Source organism: Dactylosporangium sp. CA-139066, from assembly GCF_050936175.1.
GTDB lineage: Bacteria > Actinomycetota > Actinomycetes > Mycobacteriales > Micromonosporaceae > Dactylosporangium.
Genome location: NZ_JBNJNH010000001.1, coordinates 3203452 through 3220943, shown reverse-complemented (window position 1 = coordinate 3220943; position 17492 = coordinate 3203452). Strand labels below are relative to the sequence as shown.

Below are 17492 nucleotides of genomic sequence, written 5' to 3'. Positions count from 1 at the left end.
ATCTCGTTAGCGTGCGGTGACCCGAGTGCGGCGACGAAGTCGCGTCACCGCCGCGACACCGAGGTTGACCTCGAGGACGTCCTGAGTACCGGCGGCGGCAACGAGGCCGGCGAAGTCGCGCAGGTAGCGTCCAAAGTGGAGGTCCCCGTAGTAGGCGTGCCCGCCGAGCACCCGAAAGGCCCCGTCCAGGACGAAGCGCACCTGCTCGGTGACGAAGTATTTGGCGGCCGAAACGACCGGGTCGAAGATCGGGTCGCCCTCACCACGCGCCATGCGCTCCAATGCCCGGTACAGCGTGGCGCGGGACGCCTCGATCGCGGCGTACATCCGTCCCAGGGTCGCCTGGACGTTCTTCATCTCGCTCAAGGGCTCGCCGTATCGCACGGTTGACGTCACCCGCGCCACGCACCGTTCCAAGATGTCCTGCGCCCGGCCCAACGGCGCGCAGCAGATGAGCAACCGCCGATCGTTGAGGAAGAGCTGGGCGTGGGTCAGCCCGTCACCGGTCTGCAGCACCCGGTCCGGCGTCAACGGTACGGCGTGGAAGGTCACCGACGCCCCACCGACCGACCTGTGCCCAATCGCGTCGACCGGGTTCACCTCGACGCCCGGGTCGTCCCGGTGTACCAGGCAGGCGATCATGTCCCCGGTCTCGTCCACCGGATAGGTCAGGAACACGTCGGCCAGCAGACCGCCGCTCACGTAGGTCTTGTGGCCGTCGAGCACGTACCCGGCACCGGTGGAACGCAACCGCGTGCCCATGGTGAACGGATCCGCGTCCTCCGTGTATGCGGTTGCGGCGGCGCACCTGCCCGCGGCGATCGGCATCGCGTACCGCTCGATCAGATCTGCCCTACCAGTGTTCACCAGCATTTTCGCGATCGTGGTCCGAACGCTCAGCAATAGGGGGAACGCGACGTCCTCGCAGCGGTAGCCGATCTGCTCGAGCACCATGCCCCAGGCCAGCGGGTCAGCATCCTCCCCGCCGATCTCCTTGGGCAACGCGAAAGCCTGCAGCCCCTGTCGGGCCGCAGTTCTCATCAGCTCCTGTGGCAACGGGGCACCCGCCCCGTCCCGGTCCATCACGTCCGCGTTGACCTCCGCGAGCAGGCCGCCCCACCGCTCATGGACCAGTTCGGCTATCCCGGCTCGGTCGCCGGGCGGATCCCGTCGCGGGTCGGGTGCCGAACCCAGCAACGGCGTGCCGGAAGCCGTGGGCGGTTTGTTGAGAAGGTCGGGAGAACTCGTGGTTGCCATGGACGCATCAGTTCCAATCTATTTTTCCCACACCGGCCTGCCTTTGCGTTCGGTGCGGCCCTATGACGCATCTTGGACGGGCGGCAGAACAGCGAGGCGCAGCGCGAACCCGACGGCGTGCGTACGGTTGTGCAGCATGCCGCATTGGGTGCGTCCGGTCGTCGGCGATCATCCGTACCCGGTGGCATCCATGGTGTACCTCGTCATCCACGGCTCAGCCCATTGATGCTGCCGAGCATGCCCGTATCACGGCGCACGCGGCATGCGTCATTTGACTGGTTCCGTCATGCCACCCCAGCTGCGATCATCAAGCAAGTCGCATCGCTACGCCACGCCGACGTCGCCGTCGTCCACGTACGCACCGTTGAATTGGTTGAATTGCGCCGAGAGAAGCGCGCATACATGTTCGACGTTATCCACAGCCTGCCCCTGCAGGCTGCCCCATCGCCGCTTCCAGGAGGACTACCATGCTGACTGGGGCACAGCGACCACAGCGGGTCCGCTTCCGGCACCAAATCTGGGAGGTGTAGTGCCTCGTCATCCAGACACGGTGATCACGCCCAACAGTGAACTGAGCGCGGCGCGCCAGCGGTTGCGCTCACCCCGGCGGCCCGGGCAATGCATGTCCCGGCCGGAGCTTGCCGATGCCGTCAACGCCGCCCTCGACCAACTGTACCCAGGCCGGGACCTCGCCGCCCACTACGTTGACTCCCACTGGATCGGCAAACTCGAACGAGGCGAACACCGCTGGCCTAGCGACGAACGGCGCACCGCCCTCCGCCACACCTGTTCTCGTACGTAGAGTCCCTGGCTGAGCACTGCGAACGGCTCACCGGGCAGGTCCTGGTCGAGATTCACGAGGACCCGGCGGCGCTGGCGAGCACCGAACCGGCGGTGGCCATGATCTGAGCTTGCCCGTAGATCGGTTCGCGCTCGTCAGGCCATCACCCAGCTCAGGTAACGCAGATAGCTCACGGATGTGGTCAGCGCAGGCGATGCCACGGCCACCGGCCGGAGTGCCGGGCCGCCGGCCTCGATGGCGGGTGGGGCTGCCCGAGTTGTCGTCGATCCAGGCCCGGGAAACCGCACGCCTGAAGGGGTGACCGTCGTGCGGGGACGGCCGGTGCCTCATCGGAGGAACCGGATCTGCGGGTAGCGGGGTGAGGGGCGCATGCGGCATACCGGGCGAGTGTGCAACTCCTTGAACATGCGGCGTCCGCCTCGCCACTCTCGTGGGGCAGGACCGGCCGGCGCTGCCCAGGCGTTCAACTGGGCCGATGTCGTCGCGGCCGTGACGGCCACGGCTACACGCCCATAGGCGATCGCTGCCGCCGCTGCGCGCGTGGAGCCGTGTGCCTCTCACGCAGGCCGAAACGCACCCTGCCTCCGCCAGCACGGGGGGATGCGCGGTCAGCCCACCACCGGGACACACATACTGCCGGCACCGCCGCCCGGCCGCGCCTACACCTGGTTTCGCAACCGTTGTCCTCGCAGGTCAATAGCCGTCGGACCAAGGTCGGAACGCAAGGTCGGACCGAAGATCTGCATTCCCATCAATACGTGCTGCGGAATCCTGCATGCACGGAGTGATGGCCTTGGACTAGCCGACCGCAGCGCCAATCCGCCGCGCCCCGAACGCCGGGAACGTCTGGTCCATGCTCCGCGACCGGCTCTTGTCCAGACCGCCGGTACACCGCGCGGACATGGTGTGCCCGATACGACCAGGAGGCCCCAGCCACGACGCCTGAACCCCCAGCGCCCGTTCACTTGACGGATTTCGTCGAGCTCCGGCCCCGCGTGTCCGTGCACCGCGGCACAGGCGCGACAGCTCGGCCGAGCCTCTACCGAGTAACGGCCACACGTCCGGCACGATCGCCAGCGCGGCCGTGACGATCGGCGCGGCGGGGCCTGGTCGTGGTCAGCGGTCCCGCCGAGGGGTGTGGTGCGGGTGCCGTGTCCTTGGCGGTGCAGCGGGGGCAGGTGGCCGAGTACGGCAGCGCGGTGCCGGTCTGCCAGAACACCCAGTCGATCGCGCCGCCCTTGGAGACGACCTGCCGGAGGAGGCGACGTCCACTCGTGGCGGGACTGCGCCGGCGCGGCCGGTTCCATAGTCTTCAGTCCATGTCTCGAGATAACGCGCGGAAGGCGGTGCGGTTCGCCGCGGCCGCCGCCGTTCTCAGCCTGACCGCCCTGCTGCCCGCCGCGCCGGCCGCCGCCGCGGGCACCCAGACCATCTACATGAACGCGTCCGGATCGGACTCGGCCGCGGGTGACACCCCGACCGCCGCGGTGAGGACGCTCGAGCGCGTCGAGCAGCTCGTCGCGGCCGGCCCGTCCGACCAGGACGTCGAGGTGCGCATCCACGCCGGCACCTACGTGGCCCAGCAGACGATCTGGCAGACGTACCGGCCGGGGCACACGATCTCGTTCATGCCGGACGACTACGAGATCGGCGGGGGCGCCGACTCGATCGCCGCGCGGCCGGTGTTCCAGAACGCGCGGGCCAGCGGCTCCAACCGGTACATCGCCGGGTACTGGTTCTACGCCTGCGCGGGCGGGGCGCTCAACGCCGGTGGCACCTCCGGCCTGCGGTTCTACTACCTCCAGGTGCAGTATTATTCGAGCGGCGGCATCTCGCTGGACGGATCGGCCGGGTCCTGTGGCGGCGGATACCAGCCGTCCTCCGGGCCGGGCCTGCCGTCGGCGCGCGGCCTGGACGGCAACACCGTGTTCGGCATGGTCCTCACCTCGCTGGGCAACGCGTACACCGGTGGCATCTGCGGTGACGCGGACTGGCCACGGTGCGGGTACGGCGGGATCGTGCTCACCGAGTCGTCGGGCAACCGGATCGCCAACAACCACTTCGTGAACCTGCGCAACAGCGAGAACAGCTACATCCACGCCGCCTACATCACGCACAAGAGCTCGCGCAACACGTTCACCGGTAACAACGTGACCGGGGTCAGCAGCGATCCGGTGAAGCTGCGAGACGGGAGCGACTTCAACACCTTCGACGCCAACGTGTTCGGGGCGAACGGCTTCCCGCGCTCGTCGACGCCGCCGTCCGCGCACTACCTGGAGGAGGTCAACGTGGACGCGGGCGAGTGCTCGTCGTACCACAACCGGTTCACCAACAACGACCTCGGCACGTACCTGATCGGCAGCAGCGCCAACCTGCCGACCTGGTACCTCTACCCGGCGGGCGCGACCTGGGCCGGCGCCGCGGGCTGCCCGGCGCTGCCGGCCGGCGAGACCCGGCTGACCACGGCGAACAACACCTACTGACAGGGTCACTGGCCCGCGGCACGGCTGGCGAGGACCTGCCTGCCGTGGGCCTCCCAACGGCCGTGACCCTCGGCGTACTCCCGCTCCCCTCCGTTGTGTCGCCGGGTCAGCAACCCCCGCGACGGCGGAGGCGCTCGGCAGCGATGAAATCGGTCAGGCCGTCCAGGTTTTCCAGTGTCTGCTGGGTAAAGTCGACGGCCACGTCGTACTCCATCTCGATGGCATCGACCAGGCGGATGATCGCCAGCGACGACACGCCCATGGCGACGAACGAGCAGCCGGCCGTGGCGACATCGCCCGGTGCGAGCCGGCCGTCGCACGCCAGCGAGACGGCACCGGCCAACCAGGCACGGATTCGTGTGCGGGCTGGACTCTGATCGGTCCAGACCCGCTCGATGTGGTCGAGGCACTCGTCCCGGCTGCCGCTGTGGCCCTCGGCGACCCAGCCTGCCGGCAGGTCGTCGTCCACAGCCCAGACCGAGTATTGTTCGTCGGCATTCATCACGACGCGGTAGTCCACAAAGTCCTCCTCAGTCTGGAAGACGGACGGCGGCACGCGCCGCCGCGTCCAGGGCGTGTTGGATGTCGGTCGCCGGCGTGTCCAGCGCGGCCAGGCCGACCAGGTCGTCGGCGAGAGCGTCGGGCACCTCGTCGTCGAAGCGACGAAGCACGCGCAGCCAACCGCGGCGATGGCGGCGATGGCGATCGCGAACACGACGAACATGAGGCCGAGCCCGCGCTGTGGGCCTGTGCCGAGCACACGGCCGACGCTGCCGGCCATCCGGCCGCCGTCGCGCAGCAGCGGCCGGAACAGTTCGGCGCCCAAAGGTGCGACGACCCCGAACCCGATCGGCATCGTCGACCACGCGATCAGCGTGTTCAGGGAGAACACGCGGCCGTGCAGCCGCTGCGGTACTTTGACCTGGATGATCGTGGTGTACACGCCGTTGAGCAGCGTCAGGGCAACCGCCATGCCGAGCGCACCGGCGCCGATCAGGACGAGGTTCTCTCGCAGGCCGGTGACGAGCGCGCAGGCGGCCAGGCCGAGCGTCGCGACGAGGACGCCGAGCATCCGCCGGTGCTGCGGCCCGCCCCAGGCGGCCATCACCAGGCCGCCCGCGAACACGCCGAGCGCGGACAGGAACGACACCTGGCCGACCTGACGCAGGGTGCCGAACGACAGGACCAGCGGCGAAAGCATCAGGAACATCGCGGACAGCGGCACGTTGAGGACGGCGAACCACAGCAGCATGCGACGGAAGTTTCGGTTGCTCCACACGTACCGAAAGCCGCCGGCGATCTCCGCGCGCAGCGTCTCGTGGCGGCGCCACGGCATGGTGGCGGGGAACCTCACCGCCAGCACGACGAGCACCGCGATGAGGTAGCTTGCCACGTCGAGCGTGAGGATGCCGCGCAGTCCGATCGTGGCGAGTAGCCCGGCGCCCAGCAGCGGGGCGACCAACTGGGCCAGGCCGGCTCCGAGCTGACCGATGCCGGCCGCGTGGCCGAGCAGTCGCTTCGGTACCAGTTGGGGGATCGCCGAGATGTATGCGATGCGCTGGAACGACAGCGCGCCCGACAGCGCGACCGTGGCCGGATAGAGGGTGGCGACGCTCAGATGTCCGGCCCACAGGAGTGCGGCCAGTGCCGCCTGGACTCCGCCGGCGGCCAGATCGCCGGTGAGCACGATGCGGCGCCGGTCGTACCGGTCGACCAGCGCACCGGCGATGGGCAACGTGATCAGCCCCGGAACAAGGCCGAGTACCGCGAACAACGCGAACTGCGCGACCGACCCTGTGGTCAGGTAGATCCAGACCGGGATCGCGAACTCGGTGAGCGCGGACCCGAACATCCGGGTCGAGGCCGCCGAGGTCGGCGCCGATCGAGGTGAGCCAGTTGTGGTAGACCCGGTCGCTGCGCAGGCCTTCCATCCGTGCGACCCTGGACAGCGTTCGGGCCAGACGACCCCGCGGTTTGGCGAACGGGAACATCGCGCCGATGTAGACGGTGTGCACGTCGCGGCCGGCCGCTTCGAGCCGCCGGGCCAGCGCGATGACGAGCGCTGACCCGACGGCGCAGTGGCCGTACAGGCTGATCGGTCCGGCGATCGTTGCGATGATCTCGTCGACGCAGCGGTCGATGAGCGCGTCGAAGTCGAGCCGGTCCTCGATGACGCCGACGTCGTGGCCAGGTATGGCGACCGACCACACCGCGTACCGCTCCGGCAACGCGTCCGCGAGGGGCTGGTACACCACGGCGCTGCCGCCGCCGAACGGCACGCACACCAGTGAGATGTCAGCCCGTGGCCGGTTCGGCGTGAGCCGGCGGATCAGCGCCCGCGGACCGTCGGCCGGCCGGTCGATCAGGGCGGCGAGCTCCCGGACGGTCGGGTTCTGGAACAGGTCGATGACACCGACCGCCGCTCCGACCTTGCGGAGCCGGGCCACCGCTTGCGTAGCCAGCAGCGAGTGGCCGCCGAGGTCGAAGAAGTCGTCGTCGGCACCGACCGACGGTAGGTCGAGCACGGCCGCCCAGACGTCGGCGACGACCTGTTCGGTCGCGGTGGCCGGCATGGCGCCGCCGCTCGCCGTGTGGACCGGAGCCGGCAGCGCGCGTCGGTCAAGCTTGCCGTTCGCCGACAGCGGCAGCACGTCCAGCTCGACGAACGCGGCCGGGACCATGTAGTCGGGCAGCAGCCGCTTCAGCGTGGCACGATCCGGCGCGGCGCCGACCACATACGCGACGAGCCGCTGATCGCCGGGCCGGTCCTCGCGGACGATGACGGCGGCGTCCCGGACGCCCGCCTGCTCGCGCAGTACCGCCTCGATCTCGCCCAGTTCGATGCGCAGGCCGCGCAACTTGACCTGGCCGTCGATGCGGCCGAGGAACTCGAGCGTGCCGTCCGGCCGCCAGCGGGCCAGGTCGCCGGTGCGGTACAACCGAGCGCCGGGCCGGCCACCCGGGTCGGGAACGAAACGTTCGGCGGTCAGCCTGGGGCGGCGCAAGTAGCCCTCGGCGACTTGGACGCCGCCGATGTGCAGTTCGCCGGGCACACCGACGGGCTGGGGCCGGAGCCGGTCGTCGAGCACGTGCAGCGTGGTGTTGGCGACCGGGGCGCCGATCGGTACGCGGTGGGCGTCGCTGAGTGCTGCAGCGGTGACGGCCCAGGCGCTGATATCGATGGCGGCCTCGGTCGGGCCGTACAGGTTGTGCAGCTCGGCGGGCAGCTCGGCCAGGCAGCGGCGGGCAAGGTCGGCCGGCATCTCCTCACCGGAGCAGATGATGGTGCGCAGCGTCGCGCCGCCGCGCGTGGTCTGCTCCGCCAGGAAGGCGGCGAGCATCGACGGTACGAAGTGGACGATGGTGACGCCTTCACGGTCGATCAGAGCCCGCAGGTACGACGCGTCCTTGTGACCGCCGGGCCTGGCCAGCACCAGGCGCGCGCCGATGATCAGCGGCCAGAAGAACTCCCAGACCGACACGTCGAACCCGGTCGGCGTCTTCTGCAGGGCCACGTCATCGGCGGTGAGCCGGAAGCGTTCCTGCATCCAGGCGAGCCGGTTGACAACCCCGCGATGGCCGTTGGGCACCCCCTTGGGCCGTCCGGTCGAACCGGAGGTGTAGATGACGTAGGCGGTGTCGGCGGCGGTCGCGGTGCAGGGCTGCGGACCAACCGCGTCGACCCTGCCGAGCGCGTCGAGTCGGATCACCGGGCGGGTGGCGAACACGCCGTTGAGCTCGGCCGGTGGGTCGAGTACCAGAACGGCACGCAGGTCGGCGTCGGCCGCCATGAACGCCAGCCGCTCGACCGGGTAGTCCGGGTCGAGCGGGACGTAGGCGGCTCCGGTGCGCAGCACGCCGAGCAGCGCGCCGGGCAGTTGGAGCGAACGGGGCGCGCACACGCCGATCCGCGTGCCGGGTCCGACGGCCACCGATCGGAGCGCGGCGGCCACCTGCTCGGCGTACCGGTCCAGCTCGGTGTAGCTCCACGTGGTGCCCTCGAAGGTCACGGCCGGGGCGGCCGGCGTCGCGGCGACCTGCGCGGCGAACAGGCCGGGCAGGGTGGCGTCGGTGTCGAACGGGGCGGCTGTCGCGTTCCAGGCGGCCTGAGCCGCGCGTTCGTCGTCGTCACGCAGGTCGAGCGCGGCCACCGGCAACAGCGGGTCGGCGACGGCTGCACGCAGCAGCGCGGTCAGGTGGCTGACCAGCCGCCGCACGGTTGCGTCGTCGAACAGCGCGGTGTTGTAGATGAACTGGCCCCACAGCCCGCCGTCGGCGGTGTCGCTGACGTACAGCTCGAGGTCGTACCGGGTCGCCCACGAGGTGATCTCGTATCCGTCGAGACCGTCACCGCGGCTTCCGTCTCCGTCGGTGCGGCCGTAGTTCTGCACCGCGAGCAGCGCCTGGAACAAGGGTGACCGGGACGCGTCGCGTGGCAGGTTGAGGGCGGCGACGATGCGCTCGAAGGGCGTGTCGGCGTGGGCGTACCCGGTGAGCGCGGTCTCCCGTACCCGCAGCAGCAGTTCGGTGAACGTCGGGTCGCCGCTCAGGTCGATGCGCATGACCAGCGTGTTGACGAAGCAGCCGATGACGTTCTCCAGCTCCGGGGCGCTGCGGCCGGCGACCGGGGAGCCGATGGTCAGGTTGGTCTGGTGGGCAGAGCGCCGCCTTGCTCGGAACATCTACCCCCTCACCCAGGGACAGAACCGGCCTTTACCCAATTCGAGGAAATGCCCCAGCAGCGCTCTCCGGCTTTCGCCTTGGCGGGCGGACGGACAGATACGTCATTCGACGCAATCGGGTACGGGTCTTTCCCGCTTATGGTGCTCGCCAGCCGCGAACCAAAGGAGTGCGTCATGCCCGACGTCGAGACCGTCCGGGGTCCCGTCCCGGCGGAGCAACTGGGGACCGTTCTCATGCACGAGCATGTCTTCGTACGCTCTGAGGAGATCCAGCGGAACCTTCCGGAGACCTGGGACGAGGAGGCTGAGGTCGCCGCAGCGGAGGAGAAGCTCGCCGCGCTGGCCGGGCGGGGTGTTCGCACCCTGGTCGACGCCACCGTGATCGGGCTGGGCCGTGACGTGGCCCGGGTGGCCCGGGTGAACGGTGCCGTCGACCTCAACATCATCGTTGCCACCGGGGTCTACACGTACTCCGATGTGCCGTACTACTTCCAGTACCGCGGACCGGGCACCCTGCTGGGCGGAGACGAGCCGATGGTCGACCTCTTCGTCCGTGATCTCACCGACGGCATCGCCGACACCGGAATCAAGGCCGCGTTTATCAAGTGTGCGGTCGAGGATCGCCTCACGCCGGGTGTGGAGCGTGTCCTGGACGCGGTCGCCGTGACGCACGCCCGCACCGGTGCGCCGATCATGGTGCATACCAGCGCCCAGGCCGGTACGGGCCTGGTCGCGCAGCGCGCACTCAAGGAGCGCGGGGTCGACCTCGGCGCGGTCGTCATCGGTCACTGCGGCGACACAGCCGATCTCGACTACGTCCGCCGGATTATCGACAACGGCTCGTACGCGGGCATGGATCGTTTCGGCCTGGACGTCTTCCTCCCGTATGAAGTCAGGATGTCCGCCGTGGCGAAGCTGGCGGGCGAGGGCTTCGCCGACCGGATGATGCTGTCACACGACTACTCGTGCCACTTCGCGCCGCTACCGCCGGGCGTGCGGGAGGCCGTCGCGCCGAACTGGCACTACACGTTCCTCTCCGACACGGTGATCCCCGGCCTGCGCGGGCTCGGCGTCACCGAGGAGCAGCTCACGACCATGCTGGTGGAGAACCCGCGGTCCTACTTCTGCGGATCCTGAGATGTTTCGCCGAGAGCGTCGCGCAGGGCGGCCCGCGAGGTGACACCCAGCTTGCGAAAGGTCTGGTAGAGATGGGTGCTGACCGTGCGTGGCGACAGGAAAAGGCGTTCGCCGATCTGTTTGTTGGTCAGGCCGGTCGCGGCGAGCATCGCGATCTCGCGCTGCTGCGGCGTCAGCAGGTCGAGGCCGCCGGAGCGTGGCCGGTCCGGCGCCTTGCCGAGCGCGCGCAGCTCCTGCTCGGCCAGCGCCGACCACGGGTTGGCGCCCAGCCGGCGGAAGATGTCGAAGGCGGTGCCGAGGTGACGGCGCGCGTCGTCGACGGACTGGTCCTGGCGCAGTCGCCGGCCGTAGCAGAGCTGGATCCGGGCGAGGTCGAAGGGCCACCGTTCAGCGCCGTCAACGGCCAGCGCTTCCTCGAAGTGGCCGGCGAACCGGCCGTCGGGAGCGGCCATGCCGGCCATGCCAGCGACGAGTATGGCCCGGCGAGGGGATATCGACGCGATGTTCAATTCCCGCTGCACGGCCACATGCCGCTGCGCCGCAGCGCGTTCCCCCGCGTGGACGGCTGCCTCGACCATGTCCAGCGCGGACCACAACGCGTACGCGACATAGGGCCGCAGCTCCCCGGGTCGCGTGATCGCGGACGCGTGCGCGAACGCGCCTCGATAGTCGCCGCGCCCCAGCGCCGAAAGTGCGTCGATGCCATGGGCGTAGGCGACAAGGAGGTCGACCCCGCGTGGAGCCGCCCACCGGACCATCGCCGAAGCCGCCCGGGCGGCGCGTTCCCAGTCGCCTCGCGCCGCCGCGATCAGGGCATCCTGATGGACATAGAGCCAGCGGATCAGCACGTAACCGTGCTCGCCGCACAGCCGCATCCCCTCGGCGCACTGATCCAGCGACTCGTCCCACTGGCCGGAGTGATAGCTGTCGTTGGCCACGATCACCTCGGCCTGGATCTGCGAGGTGACCGCGCCGCCGGCGCGGCCGTGTTCGAGCACCTCGAGCAGCGGGCCCCGGCACTCTTGCTCACGATCCACATAGGCGGCGCCGATGGCGAGCCGGGCCACCTGCGCCGGGTCGGGCTCCTGGCTGAGCCGGGCGATCATGCCGTCCAGCTCCTTGAGTACCGGCAGCGCCTGGTGCGCGGGATCGCCGAATGTTCGGGCGACGACCGTCAGGTAGCGCGGCGGCGGCGGGCTGAACCGGTCGAGCAGTTCCTCGACTGGCCGCCACAGCTCGGCCCGGTTGCCGAACGCGCAGATCGCGATGAGGAACCAGACCGCCTCGATCAGCGCCTGGTCACTGCCGTCGAGCGACTCAAGGTCGGCGAGGGCGCCGAAGAGCATGCGGTACGCGGCGTTGACGTCCCCTTCCCCGTTGAGCAGATAGGCCGTGGTCGCGGCCGCGGCCTCCAGGGCCATGCCACCGTCGGCCAGCAACCGCGGCACACTGGCGATGTCCCCGGTGATCTCGGCGCCCACGTAGGCGGCCCGGGCCTGCCGCCGGGCGCGCTCCGGGCCGGGCGGAGTGAAGTCGCAGGCACGCAGCAGTGCGGCGACGGCGCCCACCGCATCGCCCCGGCGCAGGGTCCGGTCGGCCGCCTGCTCGAGCTGCGCAGCGATCGACTCGTCCGGCGCGTCGGCCGCGGCCGCCAGGTGCCAGGCACGCCGGTCGGGCTGGTCGCGCAACCGCGCCGCAAGTGCCGCGTGCAGTTCCCGCCGCTGCACGGCGGACGACATCGCCACCACAGCCGACCGCATCAGCGGGTGCCGGAAGAGCAGCCGCCCCCGCTCGCCGTCGACCCGGATCAGCCCCGCGACCTCGGCGGGAGCGAGATCGTCGATAGCGCCGTCCGCCGCCTCCGGCACACCGGAGTCGCCGGCCGCCGCTACCAGTACACCGACGTCGCCGGTGGCGTCGAGCGCGGCCATCAGCAGCACTCGGCGGGTGGCCGCCGGGAGCGGCCTGACCCGGGCGGCGAAGAGATGCTCCAGCCGTTCACTCAGCGGTGCGTCGCCCGAAGTTCCGGCGGGGTCACCGGCCAGGGCGGACAGCTCCAGCAGGGCGAGCGGATTGCCGGCCGCCTCGTCGAGCACCTGGCCGCGCCGCCGGGGCTCGAGGTCCGGGAAACGGCTGTCCACCAGGGCTGCGGCGGCGCCCGGGTCGAGCGGCAGCACCTCCAGGGCGGCCAGCCCGCCGCCGTCGAAGAAGCTGGTCTCGCCGGTCCGGAATGCACCGATAAAACCGATACCCGTGCCTGCCAGGCGACGCGCGACGAACGCCAGCACCATCGCGCTCATGCGGTCGAGCCAGGGAAGGTCGTCGACGACGACCAGCAGCGAGCCGTCCCCGGCGCCCAACCTGAGTAGGGACAATGCGGCTTTTGACACGGCCAGCCTCTCGGGCGGTGGGCCATCCTCCAGGCCGAGCGCGGTCGCGAGCGCCTGCCGTTCCGGCACGGCCAGCCCGTCCAGTAGCGGAAGAAACGCCAGGAGCAGCCGGTGCAGGCCGACATACGTCAGCTCGGCCTGGGCCTCGACGCCGACCGTCCGCACGACCGCGATCCCTCGATCGGTGGCCGTTTCGTCGGCGGCGTCGAGCAATACTGTCTTGCCGGCACCGGCCTCTCCGTAGAGCACCAGAGCGTCGCCGTTCGCCGCGGCGCGCCGCACGAACTCCCGGACGGCGCCGAGCTCACGGTCCCGTCCGACCAGCGCGTTCCTCACGCGCTGCAGACTACCTGTCCTTCACCCGGTGGCTGTCCTACCGTGACAAGCGTGCGAGGTGTCCTGTGACGCTCTATGGCCGTGCCGACGATCTGGCCGTGGTCGGAGCGTTCCTTGACCACGCCGCCGGCGACGGCGGGTCGCTGCTGATCACCGGGGACGCCGGCATCGGCAAGACCGCCCTGCTGTCCGCGGCGACCGAGCTCGCGACCAACCGCGGCGCACGAGTGCTACGGGCCGCAGGGGCGCCTTTCGAGGGTGACCTGCAGTTCGCCGGCCTTGATCAGGTGCTGCGCCCGCTTCTGGGCGATCGCCCCGGCCGCTACGCCGAGGATGGCGATGCCACCGTCGCGTTGCTGCGGGAGGCCGCACGGGAGCAGCCACTGTTGATCGCCATCGACGACCTGCATTGGGTCGACCCGGACAGCGTCGCGGTCCTGACAACGGCCGAACTCGCCAGCAGCCACGTCGGTCTACTGGCCGCCACGCGCGACGAGCACGGGCCGCACAACATCCGCTGTCACCGGCTGAGGCCGCTGGACGATTCGTCGGCCGAGTCGCTGCTGCGCGACCTCTACCCTGCCCTCCCGGCGGACGACGTCCGGCGGGTCCTGGCCGACGCGCGCGGCAACCCCCTTGCTATACGGGAGCTGCCGATGGCACCGCTGCGCGGCATGACGCGACGGCTGCGGGAGGCGTTCGGCGCGCCGGTCGCCGAACTCTCCGCGCCGACCCGAACGGCGTTGCTGCTGGTCGCGCTTGGCGACACGGTATGGACCGACGCATTGGGCCCAGCGGTGGACGCGGGCCTGGTAACCCCCGACCTGACGTTCCGGCATCAATTGACCCGGTCGGCGGTGCTGGAACTGTCCACGGCCGCCGACGTGCGCCGCGCCCACGCCGCCCTCGCCCGCAGGCCCGGGCAGGACCCGGACAGCCGTGCCTGGCACCTCGCCTACGCGACGATCGGCCCGGACCAGGGCATAGCAGACCTGCTCGACCAGGTTGCCCGCCGCGCGCGAGGGCGGGGCGACATCGACGGGGCGATCGCCGCCCTGCGAAAGGCGGCCACGCTCAGCCCCGACGGTCCTGGCCGGAGCCGCCGCCACGCCTTCGCCGCCTACCTTGGCGCCGCGGTGGCCGGAACGCTGCTCGACGTGCCGCAGCGCCTGGAGGGTCGCGACGATCCGGCTGGCCTGGCGGCGGCGCTCGCGACGGCCTACTACCGGGTGCACAGCGGGAACGGCGACGTCGACTCCGCGTACCGTCTCCTGATGGACGCCGTCGAGACGGCGCTACGGCAACCCGATGCCCAAGCCGACGTGCTCGCCGAGAGCCTCCACACGCTGGACATGATCGCGTTCTACGCCGCGCGAGCGGAGCTCCCGGCAGCTGCCGCGCGGGCCGCCGAGGCGGCGAGAATCGACCCCGGCGCGATCCGGACCGACGTCGAGGGGGCGACCACGGCCCTGCACGCGATGGCCGAACGGAGCCGGCGTTGCTACGAGACCGGTGAGTGGGACGAAGCCGGCCGTCTGGCCGAGGCCGGTCGCCGGCTCAGCGACCAGCACGGCTACCGGCTGCTGTGGCACATCTTCCTGCATCGGCAGGGTCTCCTGGCGGCCGTACGCGGCGAATACACCCTCGCCGAGGATTCCGCCGACGCGATCACCCGGTTTGCCGGGCCCCGCCGGATCGGGGCCCTGCTGGTGCTGGCGGCGCAGATCCGGGCCAGGGCGGCGCTCGGTCGCGGCGACTACGAGGACGCGTACCTGCACGCCACCTCGGTCGACCGGTTCCAGGCGCCGGCAAACTGGCTGGCCCTCGACCTTGCCGAGGCCGCCATTCGCACCGGCCGCCGGACCCATCTCACCAAGGACCAGGCCCGTGGGGCCGGGCCGTTCGACCTTGCCCGCATCCGGATGATCAACGGCGAGCGGCTCCGGCGCATCAAGCAGACGCAGGCCGCGCGGCAGGAACTCAGCGCCGCGGCCGAGACCTTCGCCCGGCTCGGGGCGAAGCCGTGGGCCGAGCGCGCAAACAACGAGCTATATGCCTCCGGCCTGCCCGCCGAACGGCCCGACCCCCGCCTCTCGCCGCAGCAATACGAGATCGCCCGGCTGGCCGCGGCCGGCCTGACCAACAAGCAGATCGGGCAGCGGCTGCGCCTTTCGCCGCGCACCGTGGGCACCCACCTCTACCAGATCTTCCCGAAGCTCGGCGTCACCGCCCGGGCAGCCCTCCGCGACGCCCTGCAGCAACGAGGTTAACTACGTCATCTGACGCAATCGGCCGTCCGGCAGCCGCACGTAGCGTTCGCTCAGCCCTTCCAAGGAGGAACCATGAGCATTCGCAACGTAGTACTCGTCCACGGCGGATTCGTCGACGGCTCCGGCTGGCAGGCGGTGTACAACTTACTCACCGCCGACGGCTACCACGTCAGCGTGGTACAGAACCCCACCCTCTCACTGTCCGGTGACGCGGCCGCAACCCGGCAGATCCTCGGCCGGCTAGACGGGCCAGCCGTCCTGGTCGGCCACTCTTACGGCGGCGCCGTGATCAGCGAAGCCGGCAGCCACGAGAACGTCGCGGCGCTCGTCTACATCGCCGCCTTCGCCCCCGACAAGGGCGAGTCGGTCGGCACCCTGGTGTCCAACCCGGCGCCCGGTGCTCCCGTGCCGCCGATCCTGCCCCCGGCCGACGGCTTCCTCTTCCTCGAGCGCGACAAGTTCCACCAGTCGTTCGCCGGCGACGTGTCCGCCGAGCGCGCCGCGTTCCTCGCCGACTCCCAGGTTCCCTGGGGCGTCGACGCCCTCCAGGGCACGGTCACCGAGCCGGCCTGGCGCAGCAAGCCGAGCTGGTACCTGGTCGCCTCCGAGGACCGGATGATCCCGCCGCCGGTGCAGCGGACGATGGCCGAGCGGGCCGGCGCGACCGTCACCGAGGTCGCGGGCAGCCACGCCATCTACGAGTCGCGGCCCGACGCGGTGGCCGAGCTCGTCAAGCGGGCCGCGACCGCCCGATGAGCTCCGCCGTCACCCGCGAGATCAGCGTCGACGGCGTGCGGCAGGTCTACCACGTGGCCGGTGACGGCCCGCTGCTCATCGCCCATTCCGGCGGCCCCGGGCTCGACTACTCCTACCTCCGGTCACCAGAGCTCGAACGCCATTTCGCGGTGGTGTACGTCGAGCCGGTCGGGACCGGTGACTCGGGCCGGCTCGCCGACTATCGGTTGGACACCTACGTCAAGTTCCTGACCGCAGTTGTCGATCACGTCGCGCCGGGCCCGGCGTACTTGCTGGGCCACTCGCACGGGGGCTTCGTCGTTCAGCGATACGCCCTCGACCACCCTGAAAAGGTCGCCGGCCTGGTGTTGTACGACACCTCACCGATGACCGGAGCAGACTTCTGGGCGGCGGCGATGGCCGGACTCGAAGCCTACCCGGAGCGCTACCCGGACCAGCCCGACGCAGCCTCGGTCCCGGCCGCTTTCCAGCGTGCCCTGGCGGCCCGGGACGACGAGACCCTAACCAGCGGACTGCGTGCGGCACTGCCGGTCTACCTGGCCGACTACTGGTCCCGGCAGGACGCCTTCGAGCCGCTGCGGACTGGGCTGCGAGGCTGGATCGCGCCGGCGAGCGCACAGGACCCAACCCCATTCGACATTCGCGACCGGCTGTCCGAAATCGTGGCGCCGACCGTGGTCATCGCCGGCCGGCACGACTTCATCTGCGGCCCCCGCTACGCCGTCCTGCTGCACGAGGGCATCCCGACGGCACAACTCACCGTCCTCGAGCACAGTGGCCACCTCGGCCACATCGAGCAGCCCGACGACTTCACCGCCGCCGTACTGACGCTCAGCGTCAGATAAGGCAGCATTCGTCATCCTCCGCCCTGCGCTGCTATTCCGGCCATCCTGGCGGCGGCACAGCGAGCGATGGCTGTTCGGGCCGGCGCAACAGTCAGCGAGGTCGCTGCCAGCTGTCACTCTACGTGACTTCCCCAGAGTTCGTCGCAAGTCTGGAGGATTTCTGACGGAACTCCGGATCTGCGAGGGCCTGAGCCGCTTGCTGGCTCCCCACACCGTGGACCGTGGCCTCTACTACGAGTTCCACATCGACGAAACCCCTCGGGACCTATGGATGATCAACGGGCTGTGGCCTCCCGCCTCGGGCAGCGAAGCCGAACAGCTCTGGGTGCGCGAGAACCGGCCGGTCCCCTATTGATCGACGGACACGCCACGATCGGGCACGAGCCGGACAGCGCCAACCGGCTGGTCCGGGACGCGGCCCAGGGCGTGGTCAGCGAGCGTGGCGGGTCCAGCACAGGGCGAAGGCGAGGAGTACATCTGCCGCGGCGAGGCGGATGCCGCCGCCTGGTTCCGGTCACCCGCGCCAGGTGAAGG

9 protein-coding genes and 2 pseudogenes are annotated in these 17492 nt (G+C 70.3%); 6 read left to right on the top strand and 5 right to left on the bottom strand.

Translation table 11 applies throughout. The annotated features are described in order from the left end of the window. Positions 1-6: 6 nt before the first annotated feature. Positions 7-1083, bottom strand: coding sequence for an acyl-CoA dehydrogenase family protein (locus ACQEVU_RS14715; RefSeq protein WP_433334934.1), 1077 nt, complete (start codon positions 1081-1083; stop codon positions 7-9). Between the two features lie 2295 nt (positions 1084-3378). On the opposite strand from ACQEVU_RS14715, the gene ACQEVU_RS14710 reads away from it, so the two are divergent. Next, positions 3379-4542 carry a right-handed parallel beta-helix repeat-containing protein gene (locus ACQEVU_RS14710; RefSeq protein ID WP_433323657.1) on the top strand — a complete coding sequence of 388 codons (1164 nt, stop codon included), beginning with the start codon at positions 3379-3381 and terminating at the stop codon, positions 4540-4542. 106 nt (positions 4543-4648) lie between these two features. On the opposite strand, the gene ACQEVU_RS14705 is transcribed toward ACQEVU_RS14710, so the two are convergent. The 3 genes and pseudogenes from ACQEVU_RS14705 to ACQEVU_RS14695 form a co-directional block, all read right to left on the bottom strand. Next, a complete protein-coding gene (locus tag ACQEVU_RS14705) occupies positions 4649-5062 on the bottom strand; it encodes an MbtH family protein (RefSeq protein ID WP_433334932.1) in 414 nt (137 codons plus the stop codon). A gap of 384 nt (positions 5063-5446) precedes the next feature. Continuing rightward, positions 5447-6394, bottom strand: a pseudogene (locus tag ACQEVU_RS14700) (MFS transporter); the annotation flags it as partial. A gap of 157 nt (positions 6395-6551) precedes the next feature. Beyond that, positions 6552-9224, bottom strand: a pseudogene (locus ACQEVU_RS14695) (non-ribosomal peptide synthetase); the annotation flags it as partial. A gap of 48 nt (positions 9225-9272) precedes the next feature. Here ACQEVU_RS14695 and ACQEVU_RS14690 point away from each other — a divergent pair. Further along, positions 9273-10361, top strand: a complete 1089-nt coding sequence (locus ACQEVU_RS14690) for a phosphotriesterase family protein (RefSeq protein ID WP_433323655.1) — start codon at positions 9273-9275, stop codon at positions 10359-10361. Here the strand turns inward: ACQEVU_RS14690 and ACQEVU_RS14685 are convergent. Further along, on the bottom strand, positions 10343-13087 hold the full coding sequence (locus ACQEVU_RS14685) for an AAA family ATPase (protein WP_433323653.1): 2745 nt from the start codon (positions 13085-13087) through the stop codon (positions 10343-10345). The genes ACQEVU_RS14690 and ACQEVU_RS14685 overlap by 19 nt on opposite strands. 65 nt (positions 13088-13152) lie before the next feature. On the opposite strand from ACQEVU_RS14685, the gene ACQEVU_RS14680 reads away from it, so the two are divergent. The 4 genes from ACQEVU_RS14680 to ACQEVU_RS14665 all read left to right on the top strand — a co-directional run bounded on the left by ACQEVU_RS14680 (position 13153) and on the right by ACQEVU_RS14665 (position 17313). Further along, entirely contained in the window at positions 13153-15357 is a 2205-nt protein-coding gene (locus tag ACQEVU_RS14680; protein WP_433323651.1) for an AAA family ATPase, read from the top strand. A gap of 72 nt (positions 15358-15429) precedes the next feature. Further along, positions 15430-16113 (top strand): alpha/beta fold hydrolase, encoded by a 684-nt coding sequence (locus ACQEVU_RS14675; RefSeq protein ID WP_433323649.1) that lies wholly within the window; start codon positions 15430-15432, stop codon positions 16111-16113. Beyond that, positions 16110-16958: an alpha/beta fold hydrolase gene (locus ACQEVU_RS14670; RefSeq protein ID WP_433323647.1), complete on the top strand. Its 849-nt coding sequence runs from the start codon at positions 16110-16112 to the stop codon at positions 16956-16958. Before ACQEVU_RS14675 ends, ACQEVU_RS14670 begins: the two co-directional genes overlap by 4 nt. Before the next feature lie 13 nt (positions 16959-16971). Continuing rightward, complete coding sequence (locus ACQEVU_RS14665) at positions 16972-17313, top strand: tautomerase family protein (RefSeq protein ID WP_433334930.1); 342 nt, start codon at positions 16972-16974, stop codon at positions 17311-17313. Positions 17314-17492 lie beyond the last annotated feature (179 nt).

Coding starts and splice junctions, on each gene's coding strand:
- ACQEVU_RS14715 (WP_433334934.1), bottom strand. CDS start 1,083: ATGGACCGGGACGGGGCGGGTGCCCCGTTGCCACAGGAGCTGATGAGA.
- ACQEVU_RS14710 (WP_433323657.1), top strand. CDS start 3,379: ATGTCTCGAGATAACGCGCGGAAGGCGGTGCGGTTCGCCGCGGCCGCC.
- ACQEVU_RS14690 (WP_433323655.1), top strand. CDS start 9,273: ATGCCCCAGCAGCGCTCTCCGGCTTTCGCCTTGGCGGGCGGACGGACA.
- ACQEVU_RS14675 (WP_433323649.1), top strand. CDS start 15,430: ATGAGCATTCGCAACGTAGTACTCGTCCACGGCGGATTCGTCGACGGC.
- ACQEVU_RS14670 (WP_433323647.1), top strand. CDS start 16,110: ATGAGCTCCGCCGTCACCCGCGAGATCAGCGTCGACGGCGTGCGGCAG.